Origin of the sequence: Butyricicoccus porcorum, assembly GCF_051246315.1 — a bacterium.
GTDB lineage: Bacteria > Bacillota > Clostridia > Oscillospirales > Butyricicoccaceae > Butyricicoccus_A > Butyricicoccus_A porcorum.
On sequence record NZ_CP178353.1, the window covers coordinates 1,442,431 to 1,455,434 of the forward strand.

Sequence of the window (13,004 nt, forward strand, 5' to 3'; positions counted from 1 at the left end):
TACAAAGCAGAACGGAGGTACATATGAAACGAATATTCAGACAGATCGGTGCAGCAGTGCTGACCGGAGCGATGCTGTGCGGCATGAGCGCAGGCGCCTTTGCAGCAGGAGATGTAGCAAAAATCAATTCGACCGGATACAGGACGCTGAACAAGGCGCTTGAAGCGGTCAAAAACGGACAGACCATCGTACTGCTGCAAAATGTCTCCAGTAGTACCGAGTCGTATTGGGGCGGGGAAGGAAAAGGTGTTGCTTACATCCACGAGAGCGCATCTGCCAAATCGTTTACCATCGACCTGAACGGAAAAAAGATCACTGCTTCCGGCAATGCAGATGATGCCCTGCTGATTGCTGCGGACGAAGGCGCAGGAAACCTGTCAGTCACGCTGAAAAACGGCACGATTTCTGCCAGCGGCACAGAGGTGGACAGCATCTGTGTGATGGATCTCGATTCTTCTACGCCGACGACGGTCACGCTGCGCAATATGACTGTTTCGGCAGACGGAGATTCGGCTGTTTATTGCCTCGGCGCCAATCTGGACGTACAGGCGAATATCACCGGCGTTGACGATGCGATTTATGCCGAGGATTCTGCCATCAATCTGCTTGCAGGCAGCTTTAACGCGACCGGAACGGACAGCAATGACGGCGCCATTGCTTCGTATCTGTGGATTGACGATGAGAATATGACGCTGGACATGTCCCGCGTCACGACGGCGGGCGAACCGGCAATTGTCCGCCCGGCAGACTGGAAAACCACCCTGCCGATGAGCCTGTGGGTTACGAATTTCCAGGATGTCCAGCCGGGTGCGGATGGCAAGAATCCGTGGTATTACGATTATGTCTATGAGATGGCAAACCGGGGCGTCGTCAGCGGCGACGGTAATGTCTGGACATTCAGCCCGGCCAAAAACGTTACCCGCGAGCAGTTTGCAGTTATGCTGGCCAGTGCGGCAGGTGCTGACCTGAGTGCGTATGAAAACAAAAAGACATTCAGCGATGTCACGCATGCGTGGTCTGTACGCCAGATCGAATGGGCATATGATAACGGCATTGTCAGCGGTACCGGAAACGGAAAGTTCGCGCCGACGGCGTCAATTACCCGTCAGGAAGTTTGTGTCATGCTGTATAAGTATCAGGCAAATATCCTGAACATTGAGCCGAGACAGGTCGTTGAGGTTCCTGTCTATCCCGACGGCGATCAGGTTGCAACCTGGGCGGAGACTGCCGTACAGACCATGCTTATGGAGGGCATTATCTCTGGCAGCAAGGACAAGGATACCGTCAAGCTCCTGCCGAAGGGCAATGCAACCCGTGCACAAATCTGCACGATGCTGAGAGCAATGTTTAAATTTGCAGCACAGAGCTGATATGGAATTTCAAAACCGTCGGTCTCGGCCGACGGTTTTGTTTTGACAAAAAGGTAACAAAACGTTTACAAAACGGTAAAAATCTGTTACAATATTGGAAAGGATTCCCTGTGGGGGATGAAAAACAACAATGTCAGGAGGTATCTTTGAAAATGCGGAACAAAATAACAAAACGGCTGGGGAGCCTGTTTTTGTCGGCGGCGCTGCTTCTGCCCGCAGCGGCAGGCGCGTTTGCAGTGGAGCCGCAGGCACAGATTGGGACGACCCAATACACCACGCTGTGGGAAGCGCTGGAGAAAGTACAGGACGGACAGACCATTGAAATCCTGCGTGATATTTCCAACGAGGAGCTCACGCTGTTTTGCAGCTGTGAAGCATCGTTCAACATTACCATTGATCTGAACGATCACACCATTTATGAATCGACCACAAATTCGCCGGGATTTTCCTATATCGCGGGCGGTGGATCGGTTGCGCCAAAGGTCACCATCCGTGACGGCACAATCCGATGCACTTCAAAGGCGACGGTCGGCTCGCCGTATGCGAGCGGTATCTGGGTGGAATCGATGGATCGCACCTGTCGGCCGGTACTTGTGCTGGACAACATGACGATTTCATCGGCGAACGATGCGGGCGTCAACTGCATTGATGCGCAGGTCAATGTCATGGGTGCGGCAATCAGTGCCTATGATGACGCGATTTACGCGCAGGATGGGCCGGTGTACATTCAGGCGGGTAATTTCTATACGCCGAACGACGTGAGCAAAAACGGCGCACTTGTTGCCAAAAATAAGGCGACGATCTCTATGACTGCGCAGGACGGCATTATTCGCCCGGAAAACTGGCAGCAGCAGAAGAGCACGCTGGTGCGCGCCATCTGGTTCAAGGATGTGCGTCCGTACGACTGGTTCTATGACAAGGTCTATGACATGACCCGCCGTGGCCTCATCAGTGGTAAGAACAGCTGGACGTTCGGTTCGCTGGACAGCATTACCCGTGCGGAAGCGGTTACGCTGCTTGCGGCGGCATCCGGACAGGATGTCAGCAAATATTCTGCAAGCGCAATGTTCTATGATGTCGATCCGAACTCTTGGTACAATCATTACATTGGCTGGGCGGTGTCGAATGGCATTGCCAACGGCTATGGCTATGGTGCATTCGGCCCGAATGATACCATTACCCGCGAACAGCTGGCGGTCATGCTGTACAGCTATCAGAACAAGATCATGAAGAAGGATGTTGTCGAAACGGTCACACCGTCGGAAATGCCGGATGCGGATCAGATATCCGATTGGGCACAGACTGCGATGGATGCTATGATGCGTGAAGGCATTATCAGCGGTGATCTGGGGCAGGACGATGTTGTCCGGATCAATCCGCAGGCGGAGGCAACCCGCGCGCAGGCGGCCTGCATGCTGTATCAGCTGCTTGCCCTTGCATAACCTGAAAAAAAGAAAATGTGCGTTTCCAGCCGGAAGCGCACATTTTTTATCTGTCGGGATTATTTCTGTTCGGTCATCGCTGAAATAATCTGTGCGCGCACGCGCTCTGGCAGTTCGCGCACCTCCTGGCGGCTCATGCCTGCCGTCGGAATCGGTTCGTGGATGGTCACACGAACCTGTCCCGGATGGATGCGTCCATGTTCTTCGAGCAGGTGATAGGTGCCTTCAATCGTAACCGGAACAATCGGAACCTTTGCACTCGTCGCAATGCGGAAGGCACCGCCCTTGAATTCCTTCACCGGGCCACCCTTGCTGCGTGTGCCCTCCGGGAAGATGGTCATAGAATTGCCTGCCTTGACCAGTTTGGTGCCGTCCATCAGCGCGCGCACCGCCTGTTTCTCGTCGTCGCGGTCGAGAAATACGCACTGGAGCAGATTCATCCAGCCGTGAATGCCCGGGACCTTGGCGAGCGACTGCTTTGCCATCAGCGCATGCGGCTTGCCGACCTGAGTCAGTACAACCGGAATGTCAAAGTCACTCTGGTGGTTTGAGACAAAGACAGCAGTCTCGTCGGGGATATTTTCCTTTCCAATGACTTCCACTTTGCCGCCCGCCAGCCACAGCAGGCGCGATGCCCAGTTGGTCACCATTTTTTCAATGGTAGGCTGAACCTGTGCGCGCTGTCCCTTTTTTATCTTGTGGTTGCAGTACAGCCAGACCGGCGATACAACCGCGAGATACAGGAAAAAATAAATAAACCAGATTATTGTGCGAAGCATATGATGTCTCCTCTCTTTACGCTTCCGCGGCCTGCCGGATGACGGCGTATTTCTCGCACAGGGCATCCAGCTTTACCGCACAGTTGGCAGGAGAGGTGGATGGCAGTACCTGAACGGGTACACCGCACTGCGGCAGGCAATATTTTTTATAGAGTGCGCCTGCCTTTTGTCCCGTGGCGAAAATCGCCCGGATTGGCGCGGCGCGTAAAATTACATTCATATCGTTGGGCACGGGATTGCGGATGGAGGAATCGGATGCGCCCTCAATTTCACAGCTCGCGAGTACATCCCACAGTGCGATGTGCCGCCGGGTCAGAAAATCCTGCTGGGCTGTGATATTACCGATCAGCGGCGGCTCACCGTACAGTGCCGGCAGCACGCGCCAGAAACGGTTTTGCGGATGGGCGTAATAAAATCCTGCCTCGCGCGATTTGGGGGAGGGCATGGTGCCCAGCACCAGCACGCGCGACTGCGTGTCGTACCACGGGCCAAATTCATGTGTTACCAGCATGGTCAGGTCTCCTAAAAAGATGTTTTGTGTTTGAGCACGGATTCCATCGCCGCGAGATCACGTTCGCTGACCATGGTCGCCAGCGTATCGCCTGCTTTGAGCCGCAGCTTGCCGCGCGGAATCAGCTCATTTGCGCCGCGCGTGACGGATACTACAAGGCATTCGGACGGCAGACCGAGATCCTGAATCATGCAGTTGTCCGCTTCGCTGCCTTCTTCAATGATGGATGTAATAATGGATTTTTTATTGCCTGCGCCCTTGACAATGACCTTACCCTTCTGACCTTCCAGAAAGCGCTCGGTTAAGCTCTCAAAGAACGGTTTGCTTCCGAGCGTTTCCGCGACCACATACGCCACAAGTGCCGCGGTGGACAGCGACAGCAGATGGGAAAAGCTGCCGGTCAGCTCTGAAATCAGTACAATACCGGTAACCGGTGCGCGGACAATTGCTGCGAAAAATGCTGCCATTGCAATGATGACGAGATTCGTCGAAAAGTCGCGGTCAAAGCCGAACCAGTCCACAACAGCAGAGCCATATGCGCCGCCGATGAACGCGCCGAGCGTCAGCAGTGGCACCAGCGTGCCACCCGGTGCGGACGAACCGAAGCTGACAGCGGTAAACAGGAATTTTGCCACGATGATGGTCAGGAGCAGACCGAGATTCGGATGCTCCGCGTACAGCATCGCTACCATATGATGGCCGCCGCCCAACAGCTCCGGCATGACGAAGCCAAGCACACCGGCGATGAGAAACGGAATTGCAATACGGCAGACCTGCGGCAGAAAGCCCAGCTTTTTATATAATGTCTGTGCGCCGAGCATGCCTGCGTTGTGCACCGCGCCGAGCACGCCGCACAGTACACCCAGAATTACGATATATGCATACCCGTGCAGCGGGATCATGCCGATGAATTGGAACGAAAAGACCGGTTCCATGCCGAATATGCCGTTTGAGATATAATCCGCAATGAGGGAGGCCGCCATGCAGGACAGCAGCACCATCGCGGAAAAGTTTTTATGAATTTCCTCCAGTGCGAACATCACGCCGGCCAGCGGCGCATTGAATGCGGCGGAAAGTCCCGCCGACGCGCCGCAGGTGATGAGGAAATGCTCTTCCAGCCGGAAACGCTTCAGCCAGCGGGAAACACCTTTGCCTGCCATGCCGCCGAGCTGGATGGATGGGCCTTCGCGTCCGAGTGAGAGTCCGCCGACGATACACAGAAATCCGGCTGCGATCTTGCCAAGGATGACCCGCCACCAGCGTGGGCGGATATAGCCCAGCAGCTCTGCTTCCACCTGCGGGATACCGGAGCCCGAGATCATCGGCTCCCATTTCAGCAGCGCGGTCACCAGAACTGCCAGCACAATCAGGATGCCAAACCAACATGCCATGCGCAGCGGATGCCCGCTGCACAGCCCAAGGGCCGCATTGCGGATATCATCTGCGCGATCCAGCACATACCGGTACAGTGATGTGACCAGACCCGAAACGATGCCGACCAGCAGTCCCTCGAAGACGAGCAGTGTGCGCAGGGAGCTGTACCGGCTGACCATCTGCCCTGCTTTCATTTCCCGAGTTCTTTTCATTTTGTAAACTCCCTTTTCAGGATTTGAAAAACTGTGCCCGTACCCGCACGGACATTTCACTGCCCAGGCACAATTCGACACACTTTTACGCTATTTATTTTAATACGTTGTTCACAAAATGTATACAGAATAGTTTCACGAACTTTCTGTACATTTTGAAGCAAATGAGGTATAATACATAAAAATCAGGAGGTGCTTTTCATGAATCCAAGCTATGATCCTCAAACCTTTCAGGTGAAAAGCGATTCCATTTCATCCTATACAGCCAAAACCTTCGGGTGGATGTTCCTTGGACTGATGACGACCTTTGCTGCTTCGCTGGCAATTTATTTCACCGGTGCCATTTATTATCTTTACAATGGCATCCTGCCGTATGTCCTGCTGATCGCGGAGCTCGGTGTCGTGATCTATCTGTCCGCCCGTCTGCATAAAATGAGCATTGGAATGGCACGCGGGCTGTTTTTTGTCTATGCGTTGTTCAACGCGGTGACATTCAGTTCGATCTTCGCCATCTATTCCGTCTCATCGCTCGTCTTTGTCTTCGGCATGACGGCACTGTATTTCGGCGTCATGGCACTGTACGGTATGGTCACAAAGACTGACCTGTCCCGCATTCGTCCGGTCCTTCTGTTCGGATTGATTACACTGCTCGTGCTTGCGCTGCTGTCTGTGTTCATTCCCGGCATGGAAACCGGCATGTGTCTCATCGGCGTTGTGATTTTCGTCGCGTTTACCGCGTATGATACGCAGATGATCCGCCGCAACTACATGGCATTCCAGAGCAGCCCGGAACTGCTGCAAAAGGCATCTGTTATCTCTGCCCTTCAGCTGTATCTGGATTTCATCAATCTGTTCCTGTATCTGATCCGTCTGTTCGGCAAGCGGGACTGAAAAAACAAATTGTTTTCCGGCAGGACGGCGCAAGCCGTCTTGCTTTTTTTATGCCGTCTGTGTTACACTGGCAGCAGGAAAGGATGTGACAGAAAATGATTACACACATCGTTATGTGGAAATTCAAGGCAGGCGAAGAGGAAAACATGCACAAATTCCTCGACGGGCTGAAGGCGCTGGACGGTGTTATCCCGCAGATTCGCGGCATGCAAGTGCGCGTCAGCTGCAACGAGGCGAATGCTTATGACGCCGTGCTTATCTCGAAGTTCGATTCGCTGGAGGATCTGGATCTTTATAAAAACGATCCGCGTCATGTCGCGGTGTCGCAGCTGTGCAAATCCATCCGCGAGACGCGCGCCGCGATTGATTTTGAAGAATAATATCGGAATGCCGCTGTTTTATACAGCGGTATCTTTCTTTTCCGTTCAAAATCATGTACAATGATAGCAAGACCAACAAGGAGGTTTTTGACTATGTCCATACAGGAACTGTGTACCGTCCGGGAACGACAGGCGCTGAACAGCACGATGTTCGCGCTGACGATGGAAGCGCCGCGCATCAGCGCGGCAGCGCAGCCCGGACAGTTTGTTCATATTACATGCGGGGAAGCGAACCTGCTGCGCCGCCCGATTTCTATCTGCCAGGCGCAAGACGGCCTGCTGAAAATTGTCTTTGTCGTCAAGGGAGAAGGCACAAAATGGCTGTCTGAACGCAAAGCGGGCGATGTGCTCGATATTCTCGGCCCACAGGGTCACGGCTTTGACATGGATGCGCTCGGCGCACACCCGGTGTTTATCGGCGGCGGCATCGGTGTCCCGCCCATGCTGCTGACCATGCAGACGGCACGCGCAAACGGCGCACAGCCGTCCGCGATCCTTGGTTTCCGCAATCGCGATGCGGTCATTCTGGAGGAGGATTTCCAGGCACTCGGCACGACCTATGTCGCAACCGATGACGGCTCCTATGGCATCCACGGCTTTGTATCCGACGTGTTGGGGGCACATATTGAGGAATACACATCGGTCGGCTGTTGTGGTCCGAAGCCGATGCTCCGCGCACTCGCATCCATCGCGGAGGAGGCCGGCATTCCGTGCCAGGTCTCAATGGAGGAGCGCATGGGCTGCGGCATCGGTGCCTGCCTCGTCTGTGCCTGCGCACTCAAGGCAAAGGACGGCGAAACCCGCTATGGGCATGTCTGCAAGGACGGCCCGGTTTTTGACTCGAAGGAGGTGGAGTGGTAATGGCTGATCTTCGCGTGAATTTCTGTGGGGTAGAGCTGAAAAACCCCGTCACGACCGCGTCGGGCACGTTCGGCTTCGGTCACGAGTACGGTGAATTTTATGATCTGGGCGAGCTGGGCGGCATTGGTGTCAAGGGCCTGACGCCGGAGGAACGGCTCGGCAACCCGGCACCGCGCATTGCGGAAACTCCGATGGGTATCCTCAACTGTGTCGGTCTGCAAAATCCGGGCGTTGACCGGTTTATTGCTGAGCAGATTCCGTTCCTGCGCCAGTATGATACGCGTATTATTGCAAATGTCTCCGGCACCTCCGTCGAGGAATACGCTGGAATTGTTGAAAAAATTTCCGATGCCGATGTGGATTTGATCGAGATGAATATCTCCTGCCCGAACGTCAAGTGTGGTGGACTGACCTTTGGCACACAGCCCAAGATGGTCGAGGAGGTTGTTTCTGCGGCGAAAAAGGTCGCAAAGAAACCGTTGATTGTCAAGCTGTCCCCAAATGTCACGGATATCGCGGAAATTGCCCGCGCGGCAGTCTCCGCAGGTGCGGAGGCGCTGTCCCTCATCAATACGCTGCTCGGCATGCGCATTGATGTCGAAAGTCGCCGCCCGATCCTGTCCAATATCATGGGTGGACTGTCCGGCCCGGCTGTATTCCCGGTTGCTGTTCGCATGGTCTATCAGGTGCATCAGGCCGTCGACGTGCCGATCATCGGCATGGGCGGCATCCGTTCCGGCCGCGATATTGTCGAAATGATGCTCGCAGGCGCTTCGGCGGTTGCCATCGGCACTGCATGCTTTGCCGACCCGATGGCGCCGGTCAAGGCGCTGCATGAGCTGGAGCAGTTCCTCGATGACCACGGCATTGCATCCGTCACCGAACTGACAGGAGCGGTGCAGATATGAGTACAACCATTTATCTCGTCCGTCACGCCGAGGCGGAGGGAAACATCGGCCGCCGCTGTCACGGACAGTATGACAGCCTGCTGACCAGACGTGGTCTGGAACAGGCAAAGGTTGTCGGCGAGCGATTTCGAAAGGAACCGATTGATGCGGTGTACTCCAGTGACCTGTGGCGCGCTCGCCATACCGCGCTGGCCATCGCGGAACCGCATGGGCTCCCGGTCATTGAGCGCAAGGCACTGCGCGAGATTGACATGGGTGAATGGGAGGACAAGGCATGGGCAGAGCTGCCGGTTGTTCAGCCGGAGCTGTATGATACGTGGTGCAACCGCCCGTGGCTGTGCCGTGCGCCCGGCGGTGAGACCATCATGGAATCCGGTGTACGCGCGCTGGAGGAAATGCGCCGCATTGCGCGCGATGAGGACGGCAAAACGGTCGTCGTTGTCAGCCATGGTTCTGCCATCCGCGGCATCCTGACGCGCGCGCTCGGCCTGCGCGACGATGAGATGATGCAGGTCGGCTGGGGAGATAATACCTGCGTGGCAAAGATGATTTTCCACGACGACGGATCGATTGAAATCCCATACCGCAACGACAATTCGCATCTGCCGAAGGAGCTTTCCACGTTTTATTCGCTCAAGTGGAGCGACAGCGTGGATGTGCCTGCGTCGCCGCAGATGTGGTTCCGCCCGGTTAACTGGGACGATGCGGCAGATAAGGCGATGGCGCTGGACCTGTTCCACCAGATTTACTGGCCGACCTACGGAAAAGACACCTATACCGACGCGCAGATTGAAGCACGGCTGCGCGGCTTCCAGTCGGTCACGCCGGATGCAGTTTCGTTTGGCATGGTTGACCGCGAAATCGGCGGTATTATTGCGATCAATACGCTGGAAAACCGTGACACGGAGATCGGTGAAATGGGCGGAACCTGCATTCTGGAAAAATTCCGCGGCTTTGGTTTTGGCCCGCAGCTGATCGGAAACGCCGTCAGCGTCTACCGCCGCATGGGGAAAAAGGTGCTCCAGGCGACCCCCGCCAAGCACAATCCCGGCGCGGTAAAATTTTATCAGCGCAACGGGTTTGATCCGGTGGGTGAATATACCGATGAATGCGGCGAATTTTTCATCTTACAGCGCAATATTGAAGTAAAATAAGCAGTAGGCTGCATAAAAAATACCGCAGGATTTCCTGCGGTATTTTGACGTTTCGAGGGAGGGGAAATGCCGTTCAGCTGTTTTGCATCTGCCCGGCGGCGACGGCGCGCTGTGCCAGCTGAGCTTCGAGCCAGCGGCTGATGTCACCGTATACCTCTTCCTTGTTCAGTTCATTCAGAATCTCGTGCCGGGCATCTTTGTAGAAAATCATATCGACATTGCGGCAGCCCGCTGCGCGGTAGCTGGAGGCGAGGCGCTTGACGCCTGTGCCGTAGCTTCCGACCGGGTCGGCGTCGCCCGCAAGAAACAACAGCGGAAGGCTGTTTGAAGTTTCCCGCATGCAGTTCAGACGGCTGCTGTTCTGCATCAGATAACACAGGTCGCGGAAGCCGGAGGCGGTAAAAATATAGTTGCATTTCGCGTCCGACTGAAACAGGGAGACAACCGCGCGGTCGCGTGTCAGCCAGTCAAACGGAGACTGGCAGTCCTGAATGCGTGTGGTGTAATGCTTGAATATCAGGCTGTTGAGCATGCTGCTGCGGTACATCGGCCCGTGTGATCGGATGACGGAATTGGCGAGATGGATGCCGATACCGGCTGCGGCGTTGGGGGCGGGACAGCCGCTCAGGATGCAGCCATCCAGATCACCGTCCGTGCAGCGTGCGAGATACAGGCGTACAATCATGGAGCCCATGGAATGCCCGAACAGGAAATACGGAAGCTCCGGCCAGCGGTTTTGCATTTTCTCTTTTAGTGTGGCGATGTCATCCACCAGCACGCGCCATCCGTTGTGCTGTCCGAAAAAGCCGAGTGCGCCGGAGGGGGGGACGGAAGAACCATGGCCGAGATGGTCATTGCCGCAGACAATGAAGCCGAGCGAGCACAGGTATTTTGCAAAGGATGTATATCGTGTGAAATATTCACACATGCCGTGGGAAATCTGCACGATGCCGCGAGGCTCTACATCGACCGGGCGCAGGATGTAATAGGAAATCGTTGCGCCGGAGCATGCACTCGGGTATGTGCTCTGTGTGCAGCGGATATTCATGCAGGCTTCCTCCTTTCGTTATGTTATTATATCGCTAACGTATTGTATTCATATGATATCATACTCTCGACCAAATGAACGGGAGAAAGACAAAAGTTTACAAACGGTTTAAAATATAATTAGAAGGTGGAAAGGGGGATGCGTTGGGGGGTTGCACATGCTGCCGGGGACAGGTATAATAACAGATAGAAAAAGGGCGCCGCAGGCGTAAAAAAGATGGGAAGGAGAAGGATTGTATGGATAACAACATGGAAGAGCTGGACGGTGTCATGACGCTTATCAATGAAGAAGGCGAAGAGGCAGAATACGAATTTATCGACTCCATCACATATGAAAATGCGGAATATATCGTTCTGTTGCCGGTGGAACAGGAGGACTGTGAGCCGCCCGAGGACGGCTACGAGGCAGTTATCCTTGCGGTCGAGTCCGACGGCGATATGGAGAACTATGTGGCGGTCGATGACGAGGATATCCTCTCCGCGGTCTATGAGATTTTCAAGGAACGCTTTGCCGATCAGCTGGATTTTGCGGACTGATTTTGTACACAGAAAGACCTTTCACGGACATGTGCCGCGAAAGGTCTTTTTTTCTTCCAGGATCGATTGTATTTGCCGGGCACGGTCAGATGCCCTCCGGTTTTGTGTTGACAACATTCCAGTCGACCGGTTCGATGCCGTGGTCATACAGAAACTGGTTTGCCTGTGAAAAATGCCCGCAGCCGAAAAAGCCGCGGTGTGCCGACAGCGGCGAGGGATGCGCGCATTCGAGAATCAGATGCTGCGGCCGGGTAATCAGCTCCTTCTTTTTGCGTGCATTGGCGCCCCAGAGCAGGAAGACCATCGGCGTCTCACGTTCACCGAGCAGGGAGATAATGCGGTCGGTCAGAATCTCCCAGCCCTTGTCCTTGTGGGAATTTGGCTGGCCCTCGCGTACAGTCAGTACCGTGTTCATCAACAGCACGCCTTCGCGTGCCCATGGCACGAGACAGCCGGACTGCGGCGGGAAGATGCCAATGTCGTCGTGCAGCTCCTTGAAGATATTTTGCAGCGAAGGCGGCATAGGTACGCCGGGGCGGACAGAGAAACACATGCCGTGCGCCTGTCCTTCACCGTGGTACGGGTCCTGTCCGAGAATGACGATTTTGACATCCGAGTAGGACGTGTATTTGAGTGCGTTGAAAATATCCTTCATCGGCGGATAGACGCGCGCCGTGCGGTATTCCTGCTTCAGAAATTCGCGCAGCTGCAAATAATAGTCCTTTTCAAATTCATCTGCAAGCAGCGCATCCCATTCATTTCCGATATTGACCATTGGTTTGGATTCCTTTCGTTTTGGATGACCTTAGTATACCATGATTGGGGTGGAAAGAAAACTGTAACCAAACTGTAGTTGTATTTGCCGGCGGCAGACAGTATACTGTGTGTACTAGGCGTAATAGTACACTTGAGAGTGCCTTCATGGCAATTGCGTTCGGCTTCAAACGGTAAGGATGGTGTTTGCGGTGTTTGAATCAAACAAACAGAAAACGATATCAAAGGTGGTATTCGCGGTTTATTTGTTCCTGCTGTGCTGGCTTGTCCTGTTTAAATTCAGCGTCCATATCAGCGAACTGAGCAGAATCCGAAACATCAATCTCGTCCCGTTTGGACAGTCCATGGTGGTAAACGGAAGCCTGAGCATCAAGGAAATTGTGTATAATGCGCTGGTATTTGTTCCGCTGGGCGTATACATGGAACTGTTTCTGTGGAAAAAACCGTTTGTCTTCAAGCTGGGAGCCGGCGCACTGCTCAGCGTGCTGTTTGAAGCCATTCAATTCGTGTTTGCAATCGGAGCGAGCGATATCACGGATGTTATTGCAAATACGCTGGGCTGTCTGCTGGGCATCGCCGGATGCCGGATGTTCCGGGGCGTGCTCCGAGATAAACTGGCTGTCGCCATCAACAGCATCGGCATAGTGATTGAAATTGCTGCGTTGCTGCTGCTGTTTCTGCTGACAATCGCGAATTAGGGCGTGTGGCATGCCCCAGATGGCATGGCTGGCCGGCGGGAGGATATCTCCCGGCCAGCCGATATC

The 13,004-nt window shown here is 54.4% G+C and carries 14 protein-coding genes; 9 read left to right on the top strand and 5 right to left on the bottom strand.

Annotation, left to right across the window (positions count from 1 at the left end; all coding sequences use genetic code 11):
- Positions 1-23 precede the first annotated feature (23 nt).
- Together ACLM7Z_RS07000 and ACLM7Z_RS07005 are read left to right on the top strand one after the other, a co-directional pair.
- Positions 24-1,370 (top strand): S-layer homology domain-containing protein, encoded by a 1,347-nt coding sequence (locus tag ACLM7Z_RS07000; RefSeq protein WP_435645741.1) that lies wholly within the window; start codon positions 24-26, stop codon positions 1,368-1,370.
- A 152-nt stretch (positions 1,371-1,522) separates the two neighbouring features.
- The gene (locus tag ACLM7Z_RS07005; RefSeq protein WP_087020747.1) at positions 1,523-2,812 is read left to right on the top strand and encodes an S-layer homology domain-containing protein; all 1,290 of its coding nucleotides are present in this window, start codon (positions 1,523-1,525) and stop codon (positions 2,810-2,812) included.
- 59 nt (positions 2,813-2,871) lie between these two features.
- On the opposite strand, the gene ACLM7Z_RS07010 is transcribed toward ACLM7Z_RS07005, so the two are convergent.
- Genes ACLM7Z_RS07010 through ACLM7Z_RS07020 form a run of 3 tightly spaced genes read right to left on the bottom strand, consistent with a single transcriptional unit; the run spans position 2,872 to position 5,688 of the window.
- Positions 2,872-3,591: a lysophospholipid acyltransferase family protein gene (locus tag ACLM7Z_RS07010; protein WP_087020744.1), complete on the bottom strand. Its 720-nt coding sequence runs from the start codon at positions 3,589-3,591 to the stop codon at positions 2,872-2,874.
- 16 nt (positions 3,592-3,607) lie between these two features.
- Complete coding sequence (locus ACLM7Z_RS07015) at positions 3,608-4,102, bottom strand: DNA-deoxyinosine glycosylase (protein ID WP_087020741.1); 495 nt, start codon at positions 4,100-4,102, stop codon at positions 3,608-3,610.
- 11 nt (positions 4,103-4,113) lie between these two features.
- Entirely contained in the window at positions 4,114-5,688 is a 1,575-nt protein-coding gene (locus ACLM7Z_RS07020; protein WP_242969848.1) for a ClC family H(+)/Cl(-) exchange transporter, read from the bottom strand.
- A gap of 201 nt (positions 5,689-5,889) precedes the next feature.
- Here ACLM7Z_RS07020 and ACLM7Z_RS07025 point away from each other — a divergent pair, with 201 nt between their 5' ends.
- From ACLM7Z_RS07025 to ACLM7Z_RS07045, 5 genes are all read left to right on the top strand, one after another.
- On the top strand, positions 5,890-6,579 hold the full coding sequence (locus ACLM7Z_RS07025; RefSeq protein WP_435645742.1) for a Bax inhibitor-1/YccA family protein: 690 nt from the start codon (positions 5,890-5,892) through the stop codon (positions 6,577-6,579).
- 95 nt (positions 6,580-6,674) lie between these two features.
- Positions 6,675-6,959, top strand: a complete 285-nt coding sequence (locus ACLM7Z_RS07030; RefSeq protein WP_087020735.1) for a Dabb family protein — start codon at positions 6,675-6,677, stop codon at positions 6,957-6,959.
- Between the two features lie 93 nt (positions 6,960-7,052).
- Positions 7,053-7,820: a dihydroorotate dehydrogenase electron transfer subunit gene (locus ACLM7Z_RS07035; RefSeq protein WP_087020732.1), complete on the top strand. Its 768-nt coding sequence runs from the start codon at positions 7,053-7,055 to the stop codon at positions 7,818-7,820.
- A complete protein-coding gene (locus tag ACLM7Z_RS07040) occupies positions 7,820-8,728 on the top strand; it encodes a dihydroorotate dehydrogenase (protein ID WP_435645743.1) in 909 nt (302 codons plus the stop codon). The genes ACLM7Z_RS07035 and ACLM7Z_RS07040 overlap by 1 nt, the downstream gene beginning before the upstream one ends.
- Positions 8,725-9,882, top strand: a complete 1,158-nt coding sequence (locus ACLM7Z_RS07045) for a bifunctional histidine phosphatase family protein/GNAT family N-acetyltransferase (RefSeq protein ID WP_087020726.1) — start codon at positions 8,725-8,727, stop codon at positions 9,880-9,882. Before ACLM7Z_RS07040 ends, ACLM7Z_RS07045 begins: the two co-directional genes overlap by 4 nt.
- Positions 9,883-9,955: 73 nt before the next feature.
- Here the strand turns inward: ACLM7Z_RS07045 and ACLM7Z_RS07050 are convergent, their stop codons facing one another.
- Entirely contained in the window at positions 9,956-10,930 is a 975-nt protein-coding gene (locus tag ACLM7Z_RS07050) for an alpha/beta fold hydrolase (RefSeq protein ID WP_087020723.1), read from the bottom strand.
- 236 nt (positions 10,931-11,166) lie between these two features.
- On the opposite strand from ACLM7Z_RS07050, the gene ACLM7Z_RS07055 reads away from it, so the two are divergent.
- Positions 11,167-11,466 (top strand): DUF1292 domain-containing protein, encoded by a 300-nt coding sequence (locus ACLM7Z_RS07055; RefSeq protein ID WP_273349103.1) that lies wholly within the window; start codon positions 11,167-11,169, stop codon positions 11,464-11,466.
- 85 nt (positions 11,467-11,551) lie between these two features.
- Here ACLM7Z_RS07055 and ung read toward each other — a convergent pair whose 3' ends face one another.
- Positions 11,552-12,241, bottom strand: a complete 690-nt coding sequence (ung, locus tag ACLM7Z_RS07060) for a uracil-DNA glycosylase (protein ID WP_087020720.1) — start codon at positions 12,239-12,241, stop codon at positions 11,552-11,554.
- 190 nt (positions 12,242-12,431) lie between these two features.
- On the opposite strand from ung, the gene ACLM7Z_RS07065 reads away from it, so the two are divergent.
- A complete protein-coding gene (locus tag ACLM7Z_RS07065; RefSeq protein ID WP_273349102.1) occupies positions 12,432-12,938 on the top strand; it encodes a VanZ family protein in 507 nt (168 codons plus the stop codon).
- The last annotated feature ends 66 nt before the right edge of the window (positions 12,939-13,004 follow it).